Origin of the sequence: Mesorhizobium sp. RIZ17 (assembly GCF_051127865.1) — a bacterium.
GTDB lineage: Bacteria > Pseudomonadota > Alphaproteobacteria > Rhizobiales > Rhizobiaceae > Mesorhizobium > Mesorhizobium humile.
The window spans coordinates 4,044,158-4,071,133 of record NZ_CP147861.1; the positions used below are offsets into that span (position 1 = coordinate 4,044,158).

Consider the following 26,976-nt stretch of genomic DNA (forward strand, 5'->3'; position numbering starts at 1 on the left):
TCGAGGGCGCCGTCGGACCGGAAACTGATGGGGGTTATCAGCTGGCCGGTTTCGGTTGCGGCAAGGGAGAAACCGGCATTCCGGGTCCGATCTTCTGCAGATTGCCCGTGATCACCTGGTCGGTCTCGGAGATACCGGAGGTCACGGAAATCAGGTCGCCGTCGGTAGGCCCAAGCGACACCAGCTTCTGGTCGACGGTGTTGCCTTTGCCGACGACATAGAGGTACTTGCCGAGCTGGCTGGAACCCAGCGCCACTTGCGGCACCATCAGCGTGTTGGGCTGTTCCTTCACATGCAGCCGCACCCGCACATACTGTCCGGGCAGCAGCGTGAACTTGGCGTTGCCGATCGTGGCGCGCGCCGTGATCGTGCCTGTCGAGTGGTCGATCGTGTTGTCGATGAAGGTAAGCTCGCCCTTCTGGCTGGGCTGGGTCTCGCCGGGCAGCAGCACATCGACGGCGATCGGACCGTTGGCCTTCGCCTGCTCGATCTGGATGAGATCGGTCTCGCTCGGATTGAAGGTCACATAGATCGGATCGAGCTGCACCAGCGTGTTGAGCACCGTGCCGGCGACGCTGACCAGCGTGCCGACCGAAGCCTGGTTACGGCCGATACGCCCCGAGAACGGCGCCTTGATCTCGGCATAGCCGAGGTTGAGCTCGGCCGTCCGCACCGTTGCCTGGTCGACGGCAAGGGCGGCTTGCGCCGCGCGCAGGTTGCTGGTGCGCTGGTCGAAGCTGTCCTTGTCGAGGTAACCGGCCTTGGCAAGATCGGTGCCGCGGCCGAGATTGGACTTTGCATATTCGAGCGTCGCGCTATCGCGCTGCACCTGGGCCTTCGCCTGGTCCAGCGCGGCCTGATAGTCATCCGGCGCGATGCGGTAGAGCATGTCGCCCTGCTTGACGTCGCTGCCGTCGGCCGCGGTCTGCTCCTGCAGATAGCCCGGCACGCGGGCCTGCAGCGTGATGTTGCGGATCGATTCCACCCGCGCGGCGTAGTCGAGATAGATCGGCAGCGTCTTTTTCACGACATTCACCACCGGCACCGGCATGACGAAGGCTGCCGGCGCGGGTGCTGCGCCCGCCGTGCCGCCGCTCAAATTGCCCATGTCGAGAAAGTGCACGCTGGCCACCGAGATTGCGCCCAGCGCGACGGCCGACCCTAAAGCGATTTTCCATCTACGCATAATTGATCTCCAATCCTATTCGGCCGCCTGCGCGAGCGGCTGAAGCGCCGGCTCGGCGGTCGGTTCAATTTCCTCCTGCCGAGGGGCGTCGTGATGCCCCGTGGCAGGTTCTTTCCCGCCGCGGCGTTCGCGCAGCTGTTCGATCACCGCGTAGAAGACCGGCACGAAGACCAGCGACAGGATGGTCGCCGCAACCATGCCGCCGAAGACGGTGGTGCCGATCGACTGCCGGCTGGCGGCACCTGCACCCGTCGCGAACATTAGCGGCAGCACGCCGAGGATGAAGGCGAAGGCCGTCATCAGGATCGGCCGCAGCCTCAGCCGCGCGGCTTCCATCGACGCTTCGACGATGGTGAGACCCTCCTCGCGCCGTCGCCTTGCGAACTCGACGATCAGGATCGCGTTCTTCGCCGCCAGGCCGATCAGCATGACGAAGCCGATCTGCGAGTAGACGTCGATCTGCATACCGCGCAGCAGGAGCACCACGAAGGCGCCGAACAAGGCGAGCGGCACGGCGAGCAGCACCATGAATGGCATCGCCCAGCTTTCATACTGCGCCGCCAGGATCAGGAAGACGAAGACGATCGCCAGCCCGAACACGACAGACGCGATCGATCCGGCCTTGAGCTCCTGGAATGTGATGCCGGTCCATTCGTAGCCGAAGTCGCGCGGCAGCACGTTCGCCGCCGCCCGCTCCATGGCTGCCACCGCCTGTCCGGACGAGAAGCCGGGGGCAGCGCCGCCATTGATCAGCGCCGAGGCGTTGTTGTTGTAATGCGGCACGGTCTCAGGTCCGACAATCGGCACAAGCTTGCCCAGCGTGCTCAGCGGCACCATGCCGCCCGACGCATTGCGCACATAAAGCCTGGAGATGTCGGTGGCGTCGGCGCGCGCGTCCTTGTCGGCCTGGATCGTCACGCGGAAGGTGCGGCCGAACAGGTTGAAGTCGTTGACGTAGAGCGAGCCGAGATAGATCTGCAGCGTGTTGAAGACGTCCGGCAGGTTGAGGCCGAGAAGCTTCGCCTTGCTGCGGTCGAGGTCGTAGTTGAACTGCGGCGTCGAGGTCGAGAAGGACGAGAACAGCTGCTGCGGGTTGAGCTCCGGCTGCTTGCGCGCCTCGGCGAGCAGCGCCTGCGTGACGTCGTTCAGCGCCGCGCTGCCTCGGCCCGACAGGTCCTCCACCTGGAACTCGAAGCCGCCGGTGGTGCCGATGCCCGGGATCGAGGGCGGATCGAAGGAGAGCGCGAACGCGTCCGGCATCTGCAGGAGCTTGCCGCGCACCTGCTCGACGAGCTTCGAGGCGCTCTGATCGGGTCCGCGCTCGTCCCACGGCTTCAGGATGGCGAACTCGACCGCCGAGTTCGACTGTGCAGCGCTGGTGAGGAAGTTCAGGCCACTGATCGAGCCGACGATGTCGACGCCGGGCGTGCTCTGCAGGATGTCGCGCGCCTTCTGCGCCACGGCATCGGTGCGCTCGAGCGAAGCGCCGTCCGGCAACTGGATGACGACGAAGAAATAGCCCTGGTCCTCGACCGGCAGGAAGGTCGAAGGCAGCTTCTGCCAGACGAAGTAGGTGGCGACGAGACCGGCCGCGAACAGGCCGAGCATGATCCAGCGCAGTTTGATCAGGATGCGCACGCCATGCGCATAGGCATGCGACAGCCAGTCGAAGCCGGCGTTGAACCAGCGGAACAGCACGAACTGTGTCTCGCCGCGATGGCGCAGGAAGGCGGCGCTCAGCGCCGGGCTCAGCGTCAGCGAGTTGAAGGCCGAGATGCCGACCGAGATCGCCACGGTCAACGCGAACTGATTGTAGAGCCGGCCGGAAACGCCGGGGATGAAGGCGACCGGGATGAACACCGCCATCAGCACCGCGGTGGTGGCGATGATCGGCCCGGTCACCTCGGCCATCGCCGCGCGCGTCGCGGCAAGCGGCTTGAGCCCTGCCTCCAGTTGTCGCTCGACGTTTTCGACGACGACGATCGCATCGTCGACGACAAGGCCGATCGCCAGCACCATGCCGAGCAGCGAGAGCATGTTGAGCGAGAAGCCCAGCATGTACATGATCGCCAATGTCGCGATCAGCGAGACGGGAATGGCGATGGTCGGGATGATGGTGGTGCGCCAGCTTTGCAGGAAGACGAACACCACTGCCACGACCAGCACCAGCGCTTCGCCGAGCGTGATCAGCACGTCATGCATCGAGGCCGACACGAAGCGCGTCGTGTCGTAATGCATGGCGTAGTGGACGCCCTTCGGGAAACGCTGCGACAGTTCCTGCATCTTGTCCTTGACCCGCTGCTGCAGGTCGAGCGCGTTGGAGCCGGGCATCTGGTAGACGGCCAAGACCACGGTCGGATCCTTGCCGAAGAAGGCGGATGACGAATATTGCAGTGCGCCGAGTTCGATGCGCGCGACGTCGCGCAGCCTGACCAGCGAGCCGTTCTGCGAATTGGCGCGCACGACGATGTCGCCGAATTCCTTCGGGTCGCTGAGACGGCCGACGGCATTGACCTGCATCTCGAAGGCGGTGCCTGCTGGCGCCGGCGACTGGCCGATCTTGCCGGCCGCCACCTGCACGTTCTGTTCGGCGATGGCGTTCTGCACATCGACGGCGGTGATGCCGAGATTGGCCAGTTTGTCCGGGTCGAGCCAGACACGCATCGAATAGCGGCGCTCGCCGAAGATCTGCACGTCGCCGACGCCGGGCAGGCGCTTGAGCGGATCGACCACCTGCAGATAGGCGAGGTTGCTCAGCGCCACCGGATCGACCGAGCCGTCAGGCGAGGTGAGGTCGACGATCAGCACGAAATTGGGGTTCTGCTTCTTGATCGTCACGCCGCCCTGGTTGACGATCGCCGGCAGGGAGGACGCCGCTTGGCTGACGCGATTCTGCACGTCGACGGCCGCCGTGCTCAGCGGATAGCCGACGTCGAAGGTGATGGTGATGGTCGAGGAGCCGTCATTCGAGCTCGTCGACGACATGTAGGTCATGCCTTGCACGCCATTGATCTGCTGCTCGAGCGGCGTGGTGACCGTATCGGCCACGACCTGCGCGCTGGCGCCCGGATAATGGGCGCTGACCACGACCTGCGGGGGCGTGATGTCGGGGAACTGCGAGACCGGCAAAAGGAAATACGCGATCGCACCGGCGAGCACCATGATGATGGCGATCGCCGACGCGAAGATCGGGCGGTGGATGAAGAAGTTCACCATGATGCGGACGCCTCGCCGAACGGTTTTGCGAAATGGCGCAGGCGCCGGGCCCGGCCGGAGCCGGAATCCGCCAGGAAGGATGGCGGGATATCTTCGCCCAGCGCCTGTTCGGCCGCGCGCGAGCGCAGCATCCGTTCGAAGGCTTTGGGGTCGATCCCGTCCGCCTTCATCACCAGCCGGATCATCGGATCCCGGATGGCTTCGTCGATCGTCAGGTCTTTGCGCTTTTGCATAGGAGTGGCTCCTTGCTCGGCCCGCATCGATTGACCACGGGCCGATTTTTCTCGAATTCACCGGCCGAAGCCGCATGACAGGCAGGTTTTCTGGCCTATCTCACTCTGGCAGGGCTATCGGAGGGCCTTGTCGTTTGACGACGAGTGATATAGGTGTTACCAGTAAGTAACATGCTGGAAGTTACAGACCGGTAACACCCTAGTCAAGAGGTGGCGACGGTTTTTTTGGAAACGACAAAAGGAGATCATCATGACTGACGGCGTCGCGGAGCGTTCCCGCCCCCGGGATCGAATCCTGGAGACGGCGCAGGACATGTTCCACAAGCACGGCATTAAAGGTGTGGGCGTCGACGCCATCACCGAGGCTGCCGGCACGAACAAGATGACGCTTTACCGTCACTTCGAATCCAAGGACGAGCTGATCATCGAGTGCCTGCGCGCCACGGCGGCGAAGGCTTCAAGGATTTGGGACGAGTTCGAGGCCCAGCATCCCGGCGACAAGCTCGCCCAGCTGCATGCCTGGGTCCAGAAGGCTTCGCAACTGCTCAGCGCCGACAGCCGCGGCTGCGACATGGCCAATGCCGCCGTCGAGCTCACCGAGACCGATCATCCGGCCAGGCGCGTCATCAAGGAACTGAAAGAGGCCCAGCGCGAGAAGCTGGTCGCGCTTTGCCGCGATGCCGGCATCGGCCAGGCGGAGCTCCTCGCCGACACGCTGTCGCTGCTGCTCGAAGGCGCGCGCGTCTCGATGCAGAGCGTCGGCGCCGAAGGTCCGAGCGCGCAATTCGTGCGCATGGCCGAAAGCCTGATCGCCTCATTCCGGGCGCGCTGACTTCCTCTCCCCTCGGGGAGAGGTCGGATTGCCCGAATTGCAAAGCAATTCGACTTGGCAATCCGGGTGAGGGGGCGCTCCGCCTCATTGCGCGCAAAGAAAAAGCCCGCTGCCGGGAGGAGGTGGCAGCGGGCTTCGATTTCGAATACGGCACGGGAGGAGGTGTACCGTATTCAGCGTCGGCATCACATCTGGGAGGAGGAGACGGCCGACACCCAGATGTCTACGAGTTGCCCAACGATTCGGCAATTGCGAAACGTGCATAGCTGCTGTGCAGATTTGCCGGATCAATCATCAGACAAATCCTGGGAATCGCTGTCCGCGCACTACTGCACCGGCACGTTTTCCTTGAAGATCAACCGCGGCTCGATGAATTTCTTGGTCAGGTAGGGCGCCGACGAGGCGATCGAGCCGAGCAGGCGGATCACCGACTGCTCGGCGATCAGCCGTGCATTCTGGTCGATCACGACGTCGGCGAGATCGTCGACGAGATAGCGGCGCGTTTCCTTGGTCAGGTCGTGGCAGATGAAGACCGGCTTCCTGCGCGGCTTGACCTCGAGCAAGGCCTTGGCCACGCCGGACCGTCCGGCGCCGACGCAGTAGATGCCGAGCAGCTCCGGTTCGTTGTGCAGCGCCTTGATGGTCGCGCGGTAGCTGGCGTCAGGGTCGTCATTGCTCTCGGCGGCGCTGGAAACTGTGAGGTTGGGGAACTCCTCGCTCAACACCGAACGAAAACCCATCTCGCGCTCCTCGTGACCGCGATAGGAGCGCGAGCCGACCACCATCGCCAGATGTCCGGTCCGGCCGCCAAGGAACCGGCCCATCAGCAGCGCCGCCGTGCGGCCCGCCACCCGGTTGTCGATGCCGACATAGGCCGAGCGGGGCGCGGCCGGCACATCCGAGATCAGCGTGACCAGCCTGATCCCGGCATCGACCAGCTCGCGCAGGATGTTGCGCGTGCGCGGGTGGTCGACGGCAATGATGCCGACGCCATTGGCCTTCAGCGAAAGATTCTCCACCGCGCTTTGCAGCGCGCCCGGCGAAATGCCGGCAAGGTTGTGGATGCGGCAGGAGGCGACCAGGGGCAGGCGCGCCGCATAATCCTCGATGTGATGGGCGAGATCGGCCATGAAGGCGTTGGACCCGATCGGCAGGAAGAATTCGAGATGCGCTGGCTTCGAGGGCAGCACCACCTGGTCGAGCGTCGGCAGGTAGCCGAGCTGCTTGGCCGCCTCCATCACGCGCTGCCGGTTGGCCGCGCTCGCGCCCGGGCGGTTGTTCAGCACCCGGTCGACGGTCGCGGTCGACAGGCCGCAGCTCTTGGCGATGTCGGCTACGGTGGCTTTCATGGGTCCAGTCATAGGCGCTGATGCAATCCTGTGCCAGCGGCGGGCAAATGGCCGCGTCGCCGATGCGATCCGCCCTTCAGCAGTCAGCCATGCGCTTCCCGGCCATCGGCGATTGCGTCCCGGATCTCCTTGTCCGACATGCCGGTGATGACGCGCTCGACCTCGGCGACGGTGGTCTTTTTCGGATCGATGTCGTCGGCCACCACCTTGCCCCGGCGCATCACCACGATGCGGTCGACCACCTGGAAGACGTGATGGATGTTGTGCGCGATGAAGATGCAGGAATGGCCGGAATCACGGGCGCTGCGCACGAAGCTCAGCACCCCTTGCGTCTCGGCGACGCCGAGATTGTTGGTAGGCTCGTCGAGGATGATCAGGTCGCTGTCGAAATGCATGGCCCGCGCGATCGCCACCGCCTGCCGCTCGCCGCCCGACAGTGAGCCGATCGGCGTCGTCGGCGGGATGTTCTTGGTGATGCCGACCTGCCGCAGAAGGTCGCGCGCCACCGCGTTCATCGCCTCCTGGTCCATGCGGTTCAGGAAGCGCGGCTGCTTGATCGGCTCGCGCCCGAGAAACAGGTTGCGCGCGATCGACAGCTGCGTGACCAGCGCCGAGTCCTGGTAGATGGTCTCGATGCCATGCGCGATGGCGTCGCTGGTCGAGCGCAAAGTCACCTTCTTGCCGCGGATGTAGATGTCGCCGCTGGTCAATGGCACGGCACCCGACAACACCTTGATCAATGTCGACTTGCCGGCGCCATTGTCGCCGAGCAGGCCGACGATCTCCTTTTCGTTGACGTGGAAATTGGCGTCCACCAGCGCCTGCACGCGCCCGTAGGACTTGCGGATGTTTTCCATGCGGATGAGCGGTTCGGCCATGGTTCTAAGTCCCTGCCTGGTGACGGCGCTCGAGCCATGAATGCAGCGCCATCATGCCGAGGATGATCGCGCCGATGAAGATGTTGTAGGCAAGTCCAGGCACGCCGATCAGCACGATGCCGTTGCGCATGACGCGCAGGATCAGGATGCCGAGCACCGTGCCGATGATGGTGCCGCGTCCGCCGGTCAGCGCCGTGCCGCCGATCACCACCATGGCGATGACTTCGAGCTCGTAGCCGGTGCCGCTGTTGGGGTTGGCCGCGGAGGTGCGCAGCGAGGAGATCACGCCGGCCAGCGAAGCCATCACCGCCGACAGGATGAACAGGCCGACCTTGACGCGGCTGACGTTGACGCCGCGCGCGCGGGCGGCGTTCGGATTGCCGCCGGCAGCCTGGATCCAGTTGCCGGTGCGGCTCTGCGTCAGCACATAGCCGAGGATGATTGCCGCACCGATAAACCAGAACAGCGATGCATAGATGCGGAACGGGCCGATATAGAAATCGCCGACCAGTATGTTCGCCAGCCAGCTGCCTTCAGCGCTCCAGGTGCGCTGCGGGAAGCCGTCGGTGACGAACAGCGCCGTGCCGCGCACGACAAGCAGCATGCCGAGCGTCACCAGGAAGGACGGGATCTTGAGCTGGGTGACGAACCAGCCATTGACCAGCCCGATCGCGGCCGCGACCAGCAATGCGATCAGCAGGCCGACTTCCAGCGAGGTGACGCCGCTGTTGTAGAGCGTCCACATCAGCACCGGCGAGAAGCCGAACAGCGAGCCCACCGACAGGTCGAATTCACCTGATGTCATCAACAGCGTCATCGCCAGCGCGATCAGGCCGAGCTCGACGGTGAAGGCCAGGATGTTGGAGATGTTCTGCGCCGACAGGAAGTCGGGATTGATGCCCCAGAATACGACCAACTCGATGACGAGCAGGACGAGGGGGCCGAATTCCGATCTGCCGATCAGGCGCTGGATGAAGGAACGATTTTCCACGAGATACCCGCGATACGATTGGACTGGCCGGGCCTTCGCCTCGACTGGCGGCAAGCTCCGACGACTATAGCATCCAGCGCCGCGCCTAAGGTGGAAAGCGCGGCGCCGGTGAATGCGCGGGACTTATTTGCCGGACAGGATCTTGTCGTAGACGCCGGCGGTGTCCTTCTCATAGAGCGCGCCGGTGATGACGTTGAAGCCCGGAGGAATGCCGCTGGCGGCCATATTAGCCAGCGACAGGGCCACATAGCTGGTCGCCTGCGGGTCTTGCCACTGCGCGGCGTTGACATAGCCGTTCAGCACTTCCTGGGTGGTGTCGAGAGAGTTGCCCCAGCCGACGACCGGGATTTCGCCCGGCTTGACGCCGACCTGGTCGAAGACGCGCTTGATCGAGCCGGTGACGAGGTCGCCGAGGCCGATGATGGCCTTCACCTTGCCTTTGTGCGCGGTGAGATAGTCGGACATGCGGCTGATCACTTCGGCCTGGTCGAGCGTCGCCTCGGTGATCTCATAGGTGATGCCGGCGGGGCCGAACACGCTCTTGATGCCTTCCTCTTCCTGCACGCCGTAGGTGGCGCCGGGCACCTCGACCGGCATCCACACGAAGTCGCCCTTCTTCACCAGGCCCTTGTCGACCAGGTACTGCGCCCAGTGCTTGCCGAAGGTGACGTTGTCTCCGCCGACATAGGCGTTGAAGTTGGCCTTCGGATCGGGCGTGTTGAAGTTGATGATCGGGATGTTGGCCGCCCGCGCTTCCTTGGCCAGCTCGATCAGGCTGCCCGGATCGGGACTGGTGGTGACGATGCCGTCGGCCTTGGCCGAAATGGCGGCGCGGATCGCCTCCTGCTGCGAGGCGACGTCGCCATTGTGGAACGAGGTGTTCACCTTGTTGCCGGTGTCCGTCGCCCATTGCTTGGCGCCGGCCAGGAAGTAGGTCCAGACCGGATCGGCCGGGCCGCCATGCGAAATCCAGTAGAATGTCTTGGCTTGGGCCATCGCCGGAATGGCGATGACCGCGATCAAGCCAAGCACGAGCAGTCTTAGCCGCGAAAGCATTCGATTTCCTCCCATGTTGAAACGTTCCTCCTTGATCAGGCGCGATGCGGCCTTGGGCCGCATCTCTCGCCAGCGCCGACCGGAACGTCTAGAGCATTCTCTTTTTCGGGCGGTGGCAAGCCTCCATCGCCAGTGGATGTTGGGTGAGGCGCGCACGCCATCAGCAATCCCATCAGATTGCATCAGCTGCGGCGATATTTTCCCGGGCACGCGGCACCGTCGCCCTCATGTTGCGTAGACGTTGGACAACGCCACTCGTGGTGCGGCCCTAGATCAGATTAGCCCTGGCCAGGTCGCGCATGAGGTGGCTGGCGCCGTAGGTCCAGTGCGGGCAGTCCGGCGACAGGCGCACGCGGTTGGTGAGCGCGCCGAGCTTTTCCGACGAGATGGTGACGATGTCGCCGACCTTGTGGGTAAAACCCTTGCCCTTCTCGCCGCGATCCTTCGACGGCACGAACATGGTGCCGAGATAGAGCGCCAGCCCGTCGGGATACTGGTGATGCGGCCCCATTGCCGCCTTGACCAGCTCCTCCGGCGTGCGGCTGATTTCCGCCATCGAGCTCGCGCCCTGCAGCGAGAAGCCATCCTCGCCCTCGACGCTGAGCCGCACCGTGGCGCGCTTCACGTCGGCGATGGAAAACGTCTCGTCGAACAGCCGGATGAAGGGGCCGAGCGAGGCGGAGGCATTGTTGTCCTTGGCCTTGCCGAGCAGCAGTGCCGAGCGCCCCTCGACGTCGCGCAGATTGACGTCGTTGCCGAGCGTGGCGCCGACGATGCGGCCTGAGCTATCGGCGATCATGGCGATCTCTGGCTCCGGATTGTTCCAGGTGGAGACCGGGTGCAGCCCGACATCGGCGCCGAAGCCGACCGAGGCCATAGGCTGGCATTTGGTGAAGATCTCGGCATCCGGGCCGATGCCCACTTCCAGATATTGCGACCAGGCGCCGCGCGAAATCAGCTTGGCCTTGATTTCCATCGCTTCCGGTGAGCCGGGCTTCAACTTCGACAGGTCATGGCCGATCAGCCCGGCGATGTCGGCGCGGATGGCGTCCGCCTTTTCGGCCGAACCGCGCGCCTGTTCCTCGATGACGCGCTCGAGCAGGCTGACGACGAAGGTGACGCCGGAAGCCTTCACCGCCTGCAGGTCGACGGGCGAAAGCAGCATCGGCTTTTTGGCGTCGCGTTCGGCTTCGAAGCTGTTCGCCGCGATGTCGGCAAGCGCGCCGATCGCCTTGCCCTGTGCCGAGCGCAGATAGCCGGCCGGATCGTGCAGCTCGCAGACATCGCGCACCGTAGGCGCCGCGCTCGACGTGATGTCGATGACCTCGCCGTCACGCACCGTGACCACCAGCGGATGGGACGCTTCGCTTGTCCTGGCGCGGCCGACGAAAAGTCCGTCGGCGGGCAGGCGGGTCGGGTCGGTCATGGTGATGCATCCTCTCGATCTTTCGCGCGCGGCACTTTTCCCCGATTTCGCGGAAACGTCTATCCCGCCGGCCGCAACATTTATGGTCATCCGTGTGCTGTCACACAGCCACGGCTGGACTGGCCCATCGAAGCGCTCTTTCAAATCTGTGAAATCGACAATAGGATTTTCACGAAGCTCCAGCGCTAGGTGACCTCTTGCCCGCAGCCTTTTCCGATCCGATCTGGCGAAAGCCACAGGTAGCCCCGGTATTTCAGTCTGAGTTGTCGAGTGGTGGCACGCTCGACGCGGTCATCGTTGGCGGCGGCATCATGGGCCTTTCCACCGCGCTGCACGCGGCGCGCGCGGGTCTTTCCGTTCAGGTGCTTGACGCCGGCGCGATCGGGCAGGGCGCTTCAGGCCTCAATGGCGGCCAGGTCATTCCAGGCCTCAAATACGATCCGGAATGGCTGCTCAGGCACTTCGGCAAGGAGCGCGGCGAAGCCCTGGTCGAGTTCGCCGCAGCGACGGCCGACGCCGTGTTCGATGTGATCCGCGACGAGAAGCTGGCCGTGCCTTTCACCCGCAATGGCTGGATCCAGGCGTCGCATACCGAGACCGCTTTGGCAGCGGCAGCAAACCGCGATCGCCAATGGCGCTCGCGCGGCGCCGACGTCAAGCTGCTCGACCAGGCGGAGGTTGCTGCGATGACCGGCGCGAGGGGCTATCTCGGCGGCTGGCTAGATCGCCGCGCCGGCGTCATCGATCCGCTGTCCTACACGCTGGAACTCGCCCGCGTCGCCTCGGCCGCCGGCGCCAGCATCGCCGAGCGGCGGCGGGTGGTGAAGCTCCGCAGGGATGTCGGCGCCTGGCGGGTTTCGACAGAAGGAGACGCCGAATTACGTGCCAAAGCGGTCGTGCTCGCCACCAATGCCTATACGGATGGCCTGTTGCCTGGCCTCGCCCAGACGATCGTGCCGCTGCATTCCTTCCAGATCGCCACCGCACCGCTGCCGGCGGAGCTTGCCGCCAGCATTCTGCCGGGAGGCCAGGCGGTTTCGGATTCCCGCCGCATTCTGGTCTATTACCGCAAAAGCGCTGACGGTCGGATGGTGCTGGGCGGGCGGGGCCGCATGGCGCGGCCTTCCAGTCCCGCGGACTGGGCGCATTGCGAACGCGCGCTCATCCGCCTCTATCCGGCGCTTACCGGCATCGCCATCGAAAAGCGCTGGTTCGGTCGCGTGGCGCTGACGCCGGATCATCTGCCGCATTTGCACGAGCCGGAAAAGGGCCTGCTCGCGGTCGTCGGCTGCCAGGGCAGGGGCGTCGGGCTGATGAGCGCGCTGGGCAGGCGGATGGCGAACTACCTTGCAAGCGGTGACGCCAGGCAATTGCCATTCCCGCTGTCGCCGATCCGGCCAATCCCATTCCACGCCTTCCGCCAAGTCGGCGTTGCCGCGGCAATCACCTGGTACCGCATGCTCGACGCCTTCGAGCGCTGACGCCGAACGCGTGCGGCGCACAAGCGATTCAGCTTGACAGTTTCATGAACATGAAAAATCATTAGGAGATTTCAGAATTTCGATGGGCAGTTCGATGTCGTCGACCATCGTCGCAACACGGCCATTGCCGGAAAACCGCATCTCGCCAGTGTTCCGCTTCGCCATGCTGCTGCCTGGCGGGCTGGTCACATTCTTCCTCATCCTGTTCGCGCTCGGCCTCGTGGTCTTCCTCGCCTTTAGGGGCAATGACGGCTCGTTGCTCGGCGTCGGCCTGACGGTCGCAAACTTTTTCACCGTCGCCACCGATCCGCTTTACTGGACGGTGACGCTGCGCTCGCTGGTCATCGCCGGCCTTGTGACGCTCGCCACCGTCGCGACTGCATATCCGGTCGCTTATTACCTTGCCTTCCATGCCGGCCGCCGGCGCAACCTGCTGCTCTTCCTGGTCACGCTGCCGTTCTGGACCAGCTACCTTTTGCGCGTCTTCGCCTGGAAGATCGTGCTCGCCTATAACGGCGTGCTGAACTCTGCCTTCATCGAGACCGGCCTGTGGTCGCAGCCGACGCTGGCCTTCCTTAACACGCCGGCGGCAGTCGTGGTGACGCTCGCCCACGCCTACGCGCCTTTCGCCATCCTGCCGATCTATGTGGCGCTGGACACGATCCCGAAATCGCTGCTCGAAGCCGCGTCCGACCTCGGCGCGCGGCCGTTCACCAGCTTCCGCCGCGTCGTGCTGCCGAATTCCATGCCGGGTGTGCTGGCGGCAGCACTTGTCGTCTTCGTGCCGACGGTCGGCGACTATGTCACGCCGGCCATGGTCGGCGGCCCGGCCAGCACCATGATCGGCACGCTGATCCAGTCGCAGTTCGGCAAGGCCAATGACTGGCCGTTCGGCGCAGCCCTCTCGGTCTGCGTCATGCTGGTCATTCTTTGCGTGGTGCTGGTCGCGCGCGGTGCCGACCGCCGGTTTGGCAGCCGCACATGAGCGCGCGGACCGACATCAATGCGGACGGCCACTGGCTCGGCCTCTATGTGCTCGGCTATCTCGTCTTCCTCTATCTGCCGGTGCTTTTGATTCCGCTGTTTTCCTTCAACAACTCGATCCAGGCGGCGTTTCCGCTGCAGGGCTTCACGCTGGAATGGTACCGCACGCTCTATGGCAACCCGGCGCTCTCCGGCGCCCTGGCCAACAGCCTGGTCATCGGCGTCGTCGCCGCCTCCGGCGCGACGCTCTGCGGCATCACCGTCTCCTATATGGATCTTTACGGCCGCTCGCCGCTCGCCGCCACCATCAGCGCCATCGCCAGGCTGCCGATCTTGATCCCCGGCGTCATCGTCGGCATTTCGCTGCTCATCCTGGTCAACCTCATCGGCCTCGGCCCATCGCGCGTTTCCATCGTGCTCGGTCACATCCTCGTTGCGCTGCCGACGACGGTGGTGGTGATGCGCAGCCGCTTCGCCGCCATCCCGAAGACCATTCGCGAGGCCGCGCTCGACCTCGGCGCTTCCGACTGGACGACGTTCCGGCGCGTCATGCTGCCGCTGAGTGCGCCGGCCGTGCTGTCGGCCTTCATGCTCTCTTTCCTGATTTCCTTCGACGAGTTCATCGTCGTCTTCTTCCTCGCCGGCACCGAGCCGACGCTGCCGCTCTACATCTGGAGCCAACTGCGCTTCCCGCGCTCGCTGCCGACCGTGATGGCGCTGGGAACGGTGATCCTCGGCGTCTCCTTCGTCATCGCCGGCACCGCCGAAATCCTTCGCCATCGCGGCCTCGGCGCCGCGCGCCGCAATCCAGCCTGAACCACAACAAAGAAGAGGAGAACGAGAATGACATTCCACCTGAAATCGATCACTGGCCGCAAAGCCTTGGCGGGCCTCACGGCGCTCGCCATGGCGCTGTCGTCGACGGTCGCTCTTGCCGCCGACAAGCTGCAATATTTCACCTGGTCGGGCTATGAATTGCCCGACTTCAACAAGAGCTTCCTTGCCGCGCATCCGGACGGCGTCGAGGCGACGATCTTCGGCGACGACGACGACGCCTTCACCAAGGTCAAGGCCGGCTTCCGCCCCGACATCGCGCATCCCTGCTACGACAAGGTGGCGCGCTGGAACAAGGAAGGCCTGCTGCAGCCGATCGACACCAAGCGCATCAAGAACTGGGATTCGATCTTCCCGGTGTTCAAGAACCTGCCAGACCTGCAGGCCGGCGACGGCAAGGTGTGGATGGTGCCGTGGGACTGGGGCAACACCTCGATCCTCTACCGCACCGATCTGGTGAAGAACCCGGAGGCGAGCTGGAACCTTCTGTGGGACAAGCAATATGCCGGCCGCATGGCGACCATCGACGCCGTGCATGACACGCCGATCGTCGCAGCGCTGCTCGCCGGCGTGAACCCGTTCGACATGACGCCGGACCAGATGGAGAAGGTCGCCGCGAAATTGCGCGAGCAGCGGCCGCTGCTGTCGAGCTACACCACCGACATGACCTCGGTCGAGCAGGCGCTGGCAAGCGGCCAGCTGGTCGCCGCCATGACCTGGAACGCGTCGGCCACCTCGCTGAAGAAGCAGGGTGTTCCGGTCGAGTTCATGAAGCCGAAGGAAGGCATGCTCACCTGGGCCTGCGGCTTCGTCATGCTTAAGGACGCCAAGAACGTCGATCTCGCCTATGACTTCATCAACAGCCGGCTCGACGCCGACTCGGGCAAGTTCCTGATCCAGTCCTACGGCTATGGCAGCTCGCTCTCGACCGCCTTCGCCGGCGTGTCGAAGGAGGAGCTGGACAAGCTGCAGCTGCCGGCGGATCCGGACGTGATGCTGAAGAGCACCATCTTCACCGGGCCGATGAAGCAGAATGACGATATGGCGAAGATGTTCGAGAAGGTGAAGGCGGGCGGCTGAGCGCCCCTTACCTTCTCCCCTTGTGGGAGAAGGTGGATCGGCGCGCAGCGCCGAGACGGATGAGGGGTGTTGGACGGGTCGCCGTCCTTGCCAAGCTGGAGCACCCCTCATTCGTCGCCTTCGGCGACACCTTCTCCCACAAGGGGAGAAGGGGGAGCCTGGCGGCGCTGCGCCGCACCGGTGGAAAGACAACGAGGACCGATGCATGGATGTTCTTGACGAAGCGGCGACGAAACCAAAGGACGATGCCGACATCCGCGTCGGCCGGCGCGTGCGGGCGCTCAGGCTTGAGCGCAAGCTGTCGCTGGCCGAGCTCGCGGCCAAGGCCGGCATCTCCATCGGCGCGCTCAGCCAGATCGAGCGCGGCATGTCCTCGCTGCGCGTCAAGGTGATCTGGCCGCTGGCAGCCGCGCTCGACATCGAACCGTCGGCGTTGATCGCCGACGGCAACGAGGCGGTCAACGATCTCTATTGCGTGCGCGCCGACAAGCGCCGGTCGATCCCGGTGAAATCCGAGGGCATCGCCAAGGCGTTGCTGTCGCCGCCCGCCGCGACGCTCACCGGCATGCTGGTGACGGTCGAGGCCGGCGGCGGCACGGCGGAAGCCTATGCCCATGCCGGCCATGAATTCGGCTTCGTGATGACGGGCGAGGTCGAGCTGGTGGTGGACGCGACAACCTATGTGCTCAAGGCCGGCGACAGCTTCGCCTTCAAGAGCACGCTGCTGCACGCCTTCCGCAATCCCGGCGCCGAGCGCTGCCAGATCCTGTGGGTCAACACGACAAAACCGTCCGAGGTGCGCGATGGCGCCTGATGCTCCAAAGCAATTCCAGGAAAAGTGTGAAGCGGTTTTCCGTTCGGAATTGCGAGAACCATTAGTTCGACTGCAGAAAGTCTCGAAAGTCTTCCCTGGCGGCATTGTTGGTCTTGATAGCGTCGATCTCGACATCGCCGCAGGCGAGTTCCTGACCCTGCTCGGCCCCTCCGGCTGCGGCAAGACGACGAGCCTGCGCGTCATCGCCGGCTTCGAAAGCCCGACCAGCGGCAATGTCCTGCTCGACGGCCGCGACATCACAGGCCTGCGGCCCTTCGACCGCCCGGTCAACACCGTTTTCCAGGACTATGCGCTGTTCCCGCATATGGATGTCGCGGCCAATGTCGGCTTCGGCCTGTCGCTGCGCAAACTCACCGGCGCCGAACAGGCAAAACGGGTTCGCGAGGCGCTCGACATGGTCGGGCTCGCCGACAAGCTGCGCGCCCGCGTCTCCGAGCTTTCCGGCGGCCAACGCCAGCGCGTCGCTTTGGCCCGCGCCATCGTCTGCGAGCCGCGCGTGCTTTTGCTCGACGAGCCGCTGTCGGCGCTCGATGCGCATCTGCGCGAGCAGATGCAGGTGGAATTGAAGCGGCTGCAGTCGCGGCTCGGCACCACCTTCGTCATGGTCACCCACGACCAGACCGAGGCGCTGTCGATCTCCGACCGCATCGTCGTCATGAACAAGGGCCGTATCGAGCAGACCGCTGCGCCGGCCACGCTCTACGACCGGCCCGCGACGCGCTTCGTCGCCTCCTTCATCGGCACGATGAACTTGCTGCAGTCACGCTTCCTTGGCCGCGACGGCGAGCGGCTGCGCTTCGCCGCAGGCGAACTGCCGCTGGAGGCCACTTCCGACAACGGCGAGACGCCGGCCGCCGGCGACACGCGCACCATCGGCGTGCGCCCGGAGGATCTTCTGGCGGCCGGCGAGGCCGCCGAGGGAACCGCGCCGGCGCGGGTGAGCGGCGTTGTCTTCCATGGCCGCACGCTGCGCCTTCACGCCGAGCTGGGTGAGGGGACCGCGATCGTCATCGACGCCCCGCGCCGCGCCGACGGTTCTCAATTCAGCGTCGGCGACGTCGCGCATGTCAGCCTGCGGCGCGGCGCCAATTGCCCCATGCTTTCCGGTTGATATGATAGCGCTTGTTCAGGACGCCTTTGCGAAGAATCCCTGATAGTCGGACTTGGCCTGCAGCAGGCGCAGGATGTTCTCGCGCGAGCCGCGCACATGCGAACGGGCGCGCTCGCCGGCCAGCGTGACATCGCCGGCGCAGATCGCGTCGACGATGCCGGCATGTTCCTCGCGGGTGAGCTTCCATTCGTCCAGCCACAGAAGCTCCGTCCAGACATATTGCTGGCACTTGTCGAGGATGCCGCAAAGCATGCCGTAGAGCATCTCGTTGCCGCTGATCTCGGCGATCACCCGGTGCAGGTCGATGCCGACCTGCAGCTCCTCGAATTTCTCCCTGGTGCTGCGATCCGGGATCGCCGCCAGCCGCTCGCATTCGGCCAGCATGCCGCGCAGCCTCGCCTTGTCGGCGGCGGTCGCATTGGCCGCCGCGAGCTCCGTCGCGCGCCCGTCGAGCAGCTCGCGGATGTCGAAGGCCTCGCGGAACATGGTCAGGTTGAACTCGGCCACCACATAGCCCTGGCGCGGGCGCCCGATCACCAGCCCGTCGCGCTCCAGCCGGTTGAAGGCCTCGCGCACCGGCGTGCGGCTGACCTTCAGGCGCTCGGCGATCTCGTTTTCGGTCACACGGCCGCCCGGCGGGATCTGGCCGGTGATGATCAACGCCTTCAGCTTCTCGAACACCGAGTCGCGCAGCGTGTTCTTTCTCTCCTTGCTCAAACGTCCCGCCTCCAACGGTCTGCCATGGAATCGCAGTTTAGTGCCTTTTAGCGCCTGCTTGAAACAGAGCAGTTCGACGGGAACAAACGCCGCGAGCCCAGTCTCGATGCACCCCCCCAAAAACCGCCCGTACCATGTTGACAACGGCTTCCGGCGAATTACACTCAAAATTGTATACAAATTCGCATACCAAATCAACGATAACGGGAACACCGGTTGGAGAAGCGAAAATGACGAAGAGACTTTGTATTCATGGCATGGCCGTCGCCGGCCTGCTCGCCGTCGCCGTTCCGGCGTCGGCTGCCGACACCATCACCGTCGCCTCATGGGGCGGCACCTATCAGGAAGCGCAGACCAAGGCCTTCTTCGATCCGACGGCCAAGGATCTCGGCATCACCATCAAGCAGGATACCACCAACGGCCTCGACGACGTGCGGTTGCAGGTCACCGGCAATGCCGTCAAATGGGACATCACCGAGCTTGGCGCCGACGAATGCGCGCGCGGCTCCAAGGAAGGCCTGTTCGAGAAACTCGACTACAACGTCATCGACAAGAGCGGCATCAACCCGAAGCTTGTCCACGACGACTGGGTCGGCATCTCCTACACCTCCGTGGTGCTGATCTACCGCACCGATGTCTTCGGCGACAAAGGCCCGAAGACCTGGGCCGATTTCTGGAACGTCGAAAAATTCCCGGGCCGCCGCGCGCTCTCGGGCAGCCAGGCGACGGAGACGCTGAGCGTCGCCGCCCTCGCCAAGGGCATTCCGATCGACAAGGTTTATCCGGTCGACATCGACGGCGCCTTGCAATCCGTCGACAAGGTCAAGGGCCATATCGACGCCTGGTGGACCTCCGGCGCGCAGGCCATGCAACTCGTCAAGGATGGCGAGGTCGACATGGCGAGCATCTGGAACGGCCGCGCCGGCACCTTGAAGAAGTCCGGCGCGCCGGTCAGCTTCTCCTTCGACCAGGGCGTGCTGACCGCCGACTGCATGGTCATCCCGAAGGGGTCGAAGAACAAGGACATCGCCATGAAGGCGCTGGCCAAGTTCGTCAGCCCCGATCTCCAGGCCAATCTGCCGCTCTATGTCGACAATGGCCCGGCCAACGAGAAGGCCTTCGAGACCGGCAAGATCCCGCCGGAGCGGATCAAGGACATCAATTCCGCCCCCGAGAACGTCAAGAAGCAGGTGCTGCAGGACCCGGCCTTCTGGCGCGACACGCTCGTCGAGGCGACGGAGAAATTCAACAACCTGATCCAGCAATGACGAACCTGTGCGGAGCGGCGCAAAATGCGCCGCTCCGCAGCGTTTCGCGAAAAATGATCCGGAGTTGAAGGAGATGCTCTTGTCTCTCGCGCAGACCGCGCTTCCCATCGGCATCAGCGGTATCGAGAAGCGCTTTGGCGGCGTGTCTGTGCTGCATGATCTCGGCCTCGATGTCGCGCCGGGCGAATTCCTGACGCTGCTCGGGCCGTCTGGCTCGGGAAAGACGACGCTGCTGATGATCCTGGCCGGCTTCGTGCGGGCCAATGCCGGCTCCATCAAGGTCGGCGGCGAGGAGATCATCGCCATGCCGCCGCACAAGCGCAACATCGGCATGGTGTTCCAGAGCTACGCGCTGTTCCCGCATATGAACGTCTTCCACAACATCGCTTTTCCGCTGAAGCAGCGGCGCGTATCGGCGGCCGAAACCGCTGAACGCGTGGAAAGGGCGCTGGACCTCGTGCAACTGAAAGGCCTCGGCGAGCGCCGTGTCGACCAGCTCTCCGGCGGCCAGCGGCAACGCGTGGCCTTGGCCCGCGCCATCGTCTTCGAGCCGCGCATCGTTTTGATGGACGAGCCGCTGTCGGCGCTCGACAAGAGCCTGCGCGAGCATATGCAGATCGAGCTGCGCAACTTGCATCGAAGGCTCGGCATGACGACGGTCTACGTCACGCATGACCAGCGCGAGGCGATCACCATGTCGGACCGCGTCGCCGTCATGAATGCCGGACGCATCGAGCAGATCGACCAGCCCGAGATCCTCTACGCCAGGCCGAAGACCAAGTTCGTTGCCGGCTTCATCGGCGAGTCGAGCTTCATTCCCGTCGAATGCCGCAATGGCAGTGTCTGGTATGAGGACAGGAAGCTTCGCATGACGGCAGTCGCACCGTCCGCCGGTCGGCACCTGATGGTGGTGCGGCCGGAGAAGCTGCGCCTGATCGCCGGCGAACCCACCGGCGACGTCAACGCGCTGCCGGCGACCGTCGGCGATGTCATCTATCAGGGCGACAGTTTTGTCTGCTACGCAACGCTCAGGGACGGTCGCCAGGTGACTTTGCGCGACTATTGCCGCTCCGACGTGCTGGCGAAACTGCCGGCGCCGGGCGAGCCGATAACCCTCGGCATCGATGCGCAGGACGTCGTGCTGGTGGCGGACCAATGAGCATCGCGTCCGCCAGCCTCGATCATGCCGGCCGGCCCGATGGGGCGCTCAATGCCGATGCCTTGCGCGCCGACGCGCGGCGGGAATCGCGTGGCATGCTCGCGCTTCTGTCGCCCGGACTGCTGCTCGTCTTCACCGTCATCATCGTGCCGATCGGCTGGCTGTTCTGGCTTTCGCTGTTCGATGAGGCCGGCCAGTTCAGCGCCGCCAATTATGCGCGCTTCTTCGAGCAGGCCTCCTACATCAAGACCTTCGTCACCACCTTCAAGGTGGCTTTCTTCGTCACCGGCGCCTGCGTACTCTCCGGCTATCCGCTGGCCTATATGCTCTCGCAACTGCCGCGCCGCGCCGCCGGGGTCTGCCTGATCTTCGTCATCCTGCCGTTCTGGACCTCGGTGCTGGTGCGCACCTATGCCTGGCTGGTCATCCTGCAGCGCAAGGGCCTGGTAAACACATGGCTGATGGATCTCGGCGTCATCGGCCAGCCGCTGCCGCTCGCCAACAATTTCGCCGGCGTGGTCATCGGCATGACCCACATCATGCTGCCCTTCCTGGTGCTGCCTCTCTACGCCTCGATGAAGACGATCGACACCGACTGCCTGCGCGCCGGCATGAATCTCGGCGCCAGCCCGGCCGCCACCTTCCGGCAGATTTTCCTGCCGCTGTCGCTGCCGGGTCTGGCCTCGGGCGTGGTCATCGTCTTCGTGCTCTGCCTCGGCTTCTTCGTCACCCCGGCGCTGATGGGCGGCGGCAAGGTGATCATGTGGGCGATGCGCATGGAGCAGACCACCAGCCTCTATTCCAACTGGGGTGCTGGCGCCGCGCTTGGCGTCGTGCTGCTTGGCGTCACGCTGGCCCTGCTTGGCCTCTTCCAGTGGCTGCTCGGCGCCCGCGCCACCGGGGTCTGGAGTGAGCGATGAGCGTGGAAAACAGCCTGCCCATCTCGCATCGGCAACGCTTGTGGCTGTACGCGCTCGGCGGCCTTGTCATGCTGTTCCTGATCGCCCCGTCGGTGATCATCGTCATCATGTCCTTCTCCGGCTCGACACTCCTGCAGTTCCCGCCGCAGGAATGGTCGCTGCGCTGGTATGAAAGCTATTTGGGCTCCGTCGAATGGCGCGACGCCACCATCGTCTCGGTCAAGGTCGCGGTGATGACGGCGATCGTCGCGACGGTGCTCGGCACCGCCGCGGCCTACGCCATCAACGCCCGCACGCTGAGGCTGACCGGCGCCATCAACGCGCTGCTCACGGCATCGCTGATCATCCCGGTCATCCTGATCGGCATCGGCACCTTCTTTCTCTATGCCCGCATCGGCCTCAACAACACGCTGACCGGCCTCGTCATCGCGCACACCGTGCAGGCGCTGCCGCTGGTGGTGCTGACCGTGCTCTCGGGCTTGCGGTCCTATGACATGAGCCAGGAGATGGTCGCGCGCAGCCTCGGCGCCGGCCGCTTCTCCGCCTTCTTCCAGGTGACGATGCCGCAGATAAGATTCTCGATCGTCTCGGGCGCGCTGTTTGCCTTCATCACGTCCTTCGACGAGGTGGTGGTCTCGCTGTTCATCTCCGGCGGCGAGACCACGACGCTGACGCGCCGCATGTTCAATGCGCTGCGCGACCAGATCGATCCGACGATCGCCGCCATTTCCACTTGCTTGATCGTGCTATCGATCGTCTTGTTGTCCGCCGCCCAGCTTTTCGGCCGCGGACGTTGATTTGAGGGATACCAAAACCAGCATGCGTGACTTCCAGTTTCCCGGCCGCTCGCCGGTCCGCGCTACCGAGGCGATGGCCGCGACCTCTCATCCTTTGTCGACGCTTGCCGCGATCGACATGCTGCGCTCCGGCGGCAACGCGATGGACGCAGCGGTCTGCGCGGCCGCGGTGCAGGCCGTGGTCGAGCCGCAATCGACCGGCATCGGCGGCGACTGCTTCGTCCTCTATTGCCCGAAGGGCGACGGCAATGTGCTCGCCTTCAACGGCTCGGGCCGCGCGCCCGGGGCCGCGACGGTCGACTGGTATCTGGACAAGGGGTTCAACGAACTGCCGAAACAGGGCCCGCACGCAGTCACCATCCCAGGCGCCATCGACGCCTGGTGCCGCTTGCTGGACGATCACGGCCGCAAGGGGTTGGCGGACGCGCTCGCGCCGGCCATCCATTACGCGGAAAACGGCTATGTCGTGCACGACCGCGTCGCCTTCGACTGGGAGGATCCCGAGACCGACCTGTCGGCGGACGAGGTGGCGACGCGCATCTTCCTGCCGGGCGGAAAGGCGCCAAAGGCGGGTGACATCCACCGCCAGCCGGAACTGGCGGAGACGCTGCGCATCATCGCCAGGAAAGGTCGCGCCGGCTTCTACGAAGGCGCGGTGGCCGAGGACATTGTCGGACGGCTTCGCGCGCTCGGCGGCCTGCACACGCTCGACGATTTCGCCGCCACCAAGGGCGATTACCAAACCCCGGTCAGCACCTCCTATCGCGGCTACGACATCCACCAGATGCCGCCGAACAACCAGGGCCTGACCGCGCTTCTGATGCTGAACCTGCTCTCGGGCTTCGAGCTGGGCAAGCTCGATCCCGACGGCGCCGCGCGTCTGCACCTCGAGATCGAGGCGGGCCGGCTCGCCTATCAGGACCGCGATGCGTTTTTCGCCGATCAGGATCATGTCGACGTGCCGGTCAAGGCGCTGCTTTCCGGCGCCTATGCCGACCGCTTGCGTTCAGCGATCGATCCCGAGCGCGCCATGACCGACCTGCCGAGGCTCGATCTTCCCGGCAGCGACACGGTGTATATCAGCGTCGTCGACCGCGACCGCAACGCGGTGAGCTTCATCAACTCGACCTATTATTCCTTCGGCAGCGGCGTCGTCGGCCCGAAGACCGGGGTCGTGCTGCAGAATCGTGGCTCCAGCTTCCGCCTCGATCCGAAGCATCCGAACGCGATCGCGCCCGGCAAGCGGCCGATGCACACGATCATGCCAGGCATGATGACCAGGAACGGCCGCGCTTTGATGCCCTTCGGCGTGATGGGCGGCGGCTACCAGCCCTTCGGCCATGTGCATCTTTTGACCAACATGATCGACTTCGGCATGGACCCGCAGCAGGCGATCGATGCGGCTCGGGTTTTCTACAACCACGACGCCGTCGAGGCCGAGCGAAGCGTGCGTCCAGATGCCATCGAGGGCCTGCGTCGCCGTGGCCATCGCGTCGTCGAGCCCGATCATCCGCTGGGCGGAGGGCAGGCGGTGCTGATCGATTGGGAAAGGGGCACGCTGACCGGCGCCTCCGATCCGCGCAAGGACGGGCTGGCGCTCGGATATTGAGCAGCCCATTGCTGGACATAAGCCGATCGTTCGAAACATAGTCTGGAACCATGACGAACAGCCAAAACGCCACCGATCTCGCCCATCGCCTCGCACCTGGCGCCGACGACGCGCCGGCCATCGCCGCGCCCGAGCGAACGACCCTCTCGCATGGCGGGCTGCGCCGCCTGATCAGCGATACCGTGGCCCGGCTCAACGCGCTGGGCATCGGCCGCGGCGACCGTGTCGCCATCGTGCTGCCGAACGGCCCGGAAATGGCGACGGCCTTCATCGCCGTGGCGGCCGCAGCGTCCACCGCGCCGCTCAATCCGGCCTACCGGGCCGACGAGCTCGATTTCTATCTGAGCGATATCGGCGTCAAGGCGATCCTTGTCGGCAAGGACGAGCAGGGCCCTTCGGTCGAAGTCGCCGGGCGCCTCGGCATTCCGGTGCTGCGGCTGGTGGTGCCGGAAGGCGCGCCGTCTGGCGTCTTCGCGATCGAGGGCGATCCCGTCGGGCCGCCGGTCGCATCCGGTCTCGCCGCCGATGGCGATGTCGCGCTCCTTTTGCACACCTCCGGCACCACCTCTCGCCCGAAACTGGTGCCGCTCAGCCACGCCAACCTCGCGGCGTCGGCAGCGCATATCGGCGCGACGCTCGGCCTGACGCCGGCCGACCGTTGCCTCAACATCATGCCGCTGTTCCACATCCATGGCCTGATCGCTGCCGTGCTGTCCTCGCTCGCGGCCGGCGCCAGCGTCTTCTGCACGCCGGGCTTCAACGCGCTGCGTTTCTTCCAATGGCTCTCCGAGGCGAAGCCAAGCTGGTACACGGCGGTGCCGACCATGCATCAGGCGATCCTGCCGCGCGCCGCGCGCAATCCCGAGCAGCTCGCCGAGGCCAGGCTTCGCTTCATCCGCTCGTCGTCGGCTTCGCTGCCGGCGCAGGTGATGGCTGAATTGGAAGCGACCTTCGGCTGCCCGGTGATCGAATCCTACGGCATGACCGAGGCCGCGCACCAGATGGCCTCCAACCGCCTGCCGCCCGGACTGCGCAAGCCAGGCAGCGTCGGCGCGTCGGCCGGGCCGGAAGTCGCCGTCATGGCGCCGGACGGGCGACTGCTCAAACCCGGCGAGATCGGTGAGATCGTCATTCGCGGTCCGAACGTCACCGCCGGCTATGAGAAGAACCCGCAAGCCAATGCCAGCGCCTTCGCTCATGGCTGGTTCCACACCGGCGACCAGGGCGTGCTCGATGAGGACAGCTACCTGCGCGTCACCGGCCGGCTGAAGGAGATCATCAATCGCGGCGGCGAAAAGATTTCGCCGCTCGAGGTCGACGACGTGCTGATGGATCATCCGGCGGTGGCGCAGGTCGTCACCTTCGCCATGCCGCATGACAAGCTGGGTGAAGAAGTGGCGTCCGCGGTCGTGCTGCACGAAGGCCAGAGCGCCAGCGAGGCCGACATCCGCGGCTTCGCCGCGACTCGGCTCGCCGATTTCAAGGTGCCGCGCAAGGTGCTGATCCTTGACGAGATTCCCAAGGGCGCGACCGGCAAGCTGCAGCGCATCGGCCTCGCGGCCAAGCTCGGGCTCGGCTGATGCGCGTAACAGTCTTCGGCGCCGGCGCCATCGGCGGCTACCTCGCCGCCAAGCTCGCGATCGCCGGCAATGTCGATCTCTCGGTCGTGGCGCGCGGCGCGCATCTGGAGGCGATCAAGGCCGATGGCCTTCGCCTGATCGAGGACGGCAAGGAAAAGGTGGCGCAGGTCAGGGCTGCCTCCCGCGCCGACGAACTCGGCGTGCAGGACTATGTCGTGCTGGCGCTGAAGGCGCATTCGCTGGCGCCGGCCCTTGATCAGATCGCGCCGCTGCTGGGCGAGGGGACAGCCGTCGTCACCATGCAGAACGGCGTGCCCTGGTGGTATTTCCACAAGGCGGGCGGCGCGCTCGAAGGCACGCGGCTCGTCGCGGTCGATCCAGGCGGTGCGATCTGGCAGCGCATCGGACCGGAGCGCGTCATCGGCTCCGTCGTCTATCCGGCCGTCGAGGTCGACGCGCCCGGCCTGATCCGCCATGTCGAAGGCACGCGCTTTTCGCTGGGTGAGCCTTCGGGCGAAAAGAGCGAGCGGGCCACCGCGCTTGCCCGCGAAATGGTCAAGGCCGGGCTGCAAGCGCCGGTGCGCGAGGACATCCGCTCGGAAATCTGGGTGAAGCTTTGGGGCAATCTTTCCTTCAACCCGATCTCGGCGCTGACCGGCAGCACGCTTGCGGCAATCGTTGCCGACGAAGGCACGCGCGCCACCGCCCGCGCCATGATGCTGGAAGCGCAGGCGATCGGTGAGAGCCTCGGCGTGCGCTTCCTCATTCCCGTCGACCGGCGCATCAAGGGCGCCGGCGACGTCGGCGAGCACAAGACCTCGATGCTGCAGGATCTCGAGCGCGGCCGCCCGATGGAGATAGACGCGCTGGTCACGGCGGTTCAGGAGCTCGGCCGCCTGACCGGACAGCCGACGCCGACGATCGACACCGTGCTGGCGCTGGTGCGGCGGCTGGCGGTCGAGCGCGGGTGTTATTAGAGGAACGCGCGTCCTGAAGATCCGTCGCTTCACTCCGATAGCTCTAACCGCCACAATGAACAAAAATAGAACAAAAGGGTCCAGGTTGAATTGACTCTGCGAGGAACATTTTCCTATCTCGTAGGCCATGCCGGAACCGAGCAGCAGAACCCGACGCGTCGTTCAGACACTGAGCCGAGCCCACGAAATCGGGCAGTTAATCCGCGTCCGCTGCATCAACTGCAACATCACCCATCACTACCTCCCCGGAGATCTCCTCAAGCTCATGGGGGACATTCCGTTCTGGGACGTCGAGCGGCATATGCGGTGCGAGCGCTGCAAGCGGCGGGAGTTCGACGTGGACATTCTGCTGCCCAGCGCCGTCCAGGGCGTGAAGATACGCGTGAGGCGGCTTGTAGGGGTCCGTATGGTACGGCGCGTGATCTGGCGTGATGAAAAAGAGTGATAGATCATCTCC

At 64.8% G+C, this 26,976-nt stretch carries 23 protein-coding genes; 14 read left to right on the forward strand and 9 right to left on the reverse strand.

Annotated elements, in window-relative coordinates; translation table 11 throughout:
• Window positions 1-37 precede the first annotated feature (37 nt).
• From WDX12_RS19260 to WDX12_RS19270, 3 genes are read right to left on the reverse strand one after another with little or no spacing between them, the layout of a single operon-like run.
• Entirely contained in the window at window positions 38-1,186 is a 1,149-nt protein-coding gene (locus WDX12_RS19260) for an efflux RND transporter periplasmic adaptor subunit (protein ID WP_434721626.1), read from the reverse strand.
• A gap of 15 nt (window positions 1,187-1,201) precedes the next feature.
• The gene (locus WDX12_RS19265; RefSeq protein ID WP_434721627.1) at window positions 1,202-4,402 is read right to left on the reverse strand and encodes an efflux RND transporter permease subunit; all 3,201 of its coding nucleotides are present in this window, start codon (window positions 4,400-4,402) and stop codon (window positions 1,202-1,204) included.
• On the reverse strand, window positions 4,396-4,635 hold the full coding sequence (locus WDX12_RS19270) for a hypothetical protein (protein WP_320295027.1): 240 nt from the start codon (window positions 4,633-4,635) through the stop codon (window positions 4,396-4,398). The genes WDX12_RS19265 and WDX12_RS19270 overlap by 7 nt, the downstream gene beginning before the upstream one ends.
• 250 nt (window positions 4,636-4,885) lie before the next feature.
• On the opposite strand from WDX12_RS19270, the gene WDX12_RS19275 reads away from it, so the two are divergent.
• Window positions 4,886-5,467 (forward strand): TetR/AcrR family transcriptional regulator, encoded by a 582-nt coding sequence (locus WDX12_RS19275; protein WP_320294662.1) that lies wholly within the window; start codon window positions 4,886-4,888, stop codon window positions 5,465-5,467.
• Between the two features lie 326 nt (window positions 5,468-5,793).
• Here WDX12_RS19275 and WDX12_RS19280 read toward each other — a convergent pair whose 3' ends face one another.
• The 5 genes from WDX12_RS19280 to WDX12_RS19300 form a co-directional block, all read right to left on the reverse strand.
• Complete coding sequence (locus tag WDX12_RS19280) at window positions 5,794-6,816, reverse strand: LacI family DNA-binding transcriptional regulator (protein WP_320294663.1); 1,023 nt, start codon at window positions 6,814-6,816, stop codon at window positions 5,794-5,796.
• Window positions 6,817-6,899: 83 nt separating this feature from the next.
• Entirely contained in the window at window positions 6,900-7,694 is a 795-nt protein-coding gene (locus WDX12_RS19285; RefSeq protein WP_320294664.1) for an ATP-binding cassette domain-containing protein, read from the reverse strand.
• Window positions 7,695-7,698: 4 nt separating this feature from the next.
• Window positions 7,699-8,685 (reverse strand): ABC transporter permease, encoded by a 987-nt coding sequence (locus tag WDX12_RS19290; protein ID WP_320294665.1) that lies wholly within the window; start codon window positions 8,683-8,685, stop codon window positions 7,699-7,701.
• Between the two features lie 123 nt (window positions 8,686-8,808).
• On the reverse strand, window positions 8,809-9,741 hold the full coding sequence (locus WDX12_RS19295; protein ID WP_320294666.1) for a sugar ABC transporter substrate-binding protein: 933 nt from the start codon (window positions 9,739-9,741) through the stop codon (window positions 8,809-8,811).
• Window positions 9,742-10,009: 268 nt separating this feature from the next.
• Window positions 10,010-11,167, reverse strand: a complete 1,158-nt coding sequence (locus tag WDX12_RS19300; RefSeq protein ID WP_434721628.1) for a fumarylacetoacetate hydrolase family protein — start codon at window positions 11,165-11,167, stop codon at window positions 10,010-10,012.
• Window positions 11,168-11,364: 197 nt separating this feature from the next.
• On the opposite strand from WDX12_RS19300, the gene WDX12_RS19305 reads away from it, so the two are divergent.
• From WDX12_RS19305 to WDX12_RS19330, 6 genes are all read left to right on the forward strand, one after another.
• Window positions 11,365-12,648 carry an NAD(P)/FAD-dependent oxidoreductase gene (locus WDX12_RS19305; RefSeq protein ID WP_434721629.1) on the forward strand — a complete coding sequence of 428 codons (1,284 nt, stop codon included), beginning with the start codon at window positions 11,365-11,367 and terminating at the stop codon, window positions 12,646-12,648.
• Window positions 12,649-12,730: 82 nt separating this feature from the next.
• Window positions 12,731-13,633, forward strand: a complete 903-nt coding sequence (locus WDX12_RS19310) for an ABC transporter permease (RefSeq protein ID WP_430699233.1) — start codon at window positions 12,731-12,733, stop codon at window positions 13,631-13,633.
• Window positions 13,630-14,448 carry an ABC transporter permease gene (locus WDX12_RS19315; RefSeq protein WP_434721630.1) on the forward strand — a complete coding sequence of 273 codons (819 nt, stop codon included), beginning with the start codon at window positions 13,630-13,632 and terminating at the stop codon, window positions 14,446-14,448. The genes WDX12_RS19310 and WDX12_RS19315 overlap by 4 nt, the downstream gene beginning before the upstream one ends.
• Before the next feature lie 27 nt (window positions 14,449-14,475).
• A complete protein-coding gene (locus WDX12_RS19320) occupies window positions 14,476-15,546 on the forward strand; it encodes an ABC transporter substrate-binding protein (protein WP_320294670.1) in 1,071 nt (356 codons plus the stop codon).
• A 205-nt stretch (window positions 15,547-15,751) separates the two neighbouring features.
• Window positions 15,752-16,360: a cupin domain-containing protein gene (locus WDX12_RS19325; RefSeq protein ID WP_434721631.1), complete on the forward strand. Its 609-nt coding sequence runs from the start codon at window positions 15,752-15,754 to the stop codon at window positions 16,358-16,360.
• Window positions 16,350-17,492, forward strand: a complete 1,143-nt coding sequence (locus WDX12_RS19330; protein ID WP_320294672.1) for an ABC transporter ATP-binding protein — start codon at window positions 16,350-16,352, stop codon at window positions 17,490-17,492. The genes WDX12_RS19325 and WDX12_RS19330 overlap by 11 nt, the downstream gene beginning before the upstream one ends.
• Window positions 17,493-17,507: 15 nt before the next feature.
• Here the strand turns inward: WDX12_RS19330 and WDX12_RS19335 are convergent, their stop codons facing one another.
• A complete protein-coding gene (locus WDX12_RS19335) occupies window positions 17,508-18,209 on the reverse strand; it encodes a GntR family transcriptional regulator (RefSeq protein ID WP_434721632.1) in 702 nt (233 codons plus the stop codon).
• 230 nt (window positions 18,210-18,439) lie between these two features.
• On the opposite strand from WDX12_RS19335, the gene WDX12_RS19340 reads away from it, so the two are divergent.
• The 7 genes from WDX12_RS19340 (at window position 18,440) to WDX12_RS19370 (ending at window position 26,519) form a co-directional block, all read left to right on the forward strand.
• Entirely contained in the window at window positions 18,440-19,477 is a 1,038-nt protein-coding gene (locus WDX12_RS19340) for an ABC transporter substrate-binding protein (RefSeq protein WP_434721633.1), read from the forward strand.
• Window positions 19,478-19,556: 79 nt separating this feature from the next.
• Complete coding sequence (locus WDX12_RS19345; protein WP_434721634.1) at window positions 19,557-20,636, forward strand: ABC transporter ATP-binding protein; 1,080 nt, start codon at window positions 19,557-19,559, stop codon at window positions 20,634-20,636.
• A complete protein-coding gene (locus WDX12_RS19350) occupies window positions 20,633-21,556 on the forward strand; it encodes an ABC transporter permease (RefSeq protein ID WP_434721635.1) in 924 nt (307 codons plus the stop codon). The genes WDX12_RS19345 and WDX12_RS19350 overlap by 4 nt, the downstream gene beginning before the upstream one ends.
• Entirely contained in the window at window positions 21,553-22,353 is an 801-nt protein-coding gene (locus WDX12_RS19355; protein WP_434721636.1) for an ABC transporter permease, read from the forward strand. Before WDX12_RS19350 ends, WDX12_RS19355 begins: the two co-directional genes overlap by 4 nt.
• A gap of 22 nt (window positions 22,354-22,375) precedes the next feature.
• Window positions 22,376-23,962 carry a gamma-glutamyltransferase gene (gene ggt, locus WDX12_RS19360; protein WP_434721637.1) on the forward strand — a complete coding sequence of 529 codons (1,587 nt, stop codon included), beginning with the start codon at window positions 22,376-22,378 and terminating at the stop codon, window positions 23,960-23,962.
• 50 nt (window positions 23,963-24,012) lie between these two features.
• Window positions 24,013-25,542 (forward strand): acyl--CoA ligase, encoded by a 1,530-nt coding sequence (locus tag WDX12_RS19365; protein WP_434721638.1) that lies wholly within the window; start codon window positions 24,013-24,015, stop codon window positions 25,540-25,542.
• A complete protein-coding gene (locus WDX12_RS19370; RefSeq protein WP_434721639.1) occupies window positions 25,542-26,519 on the forward strand; it encodes a 2-dehydropantoate 2-reductase in 978 nt (325 codons plus the stop codon). The genes WDX12_RS19365 and WDX12_RS19370 overlap by 1 nt, the downstream gene beginning before the upstream one ends.
• Window positions 26,520-26,976 lie beyond the last annotated feature (457 nt).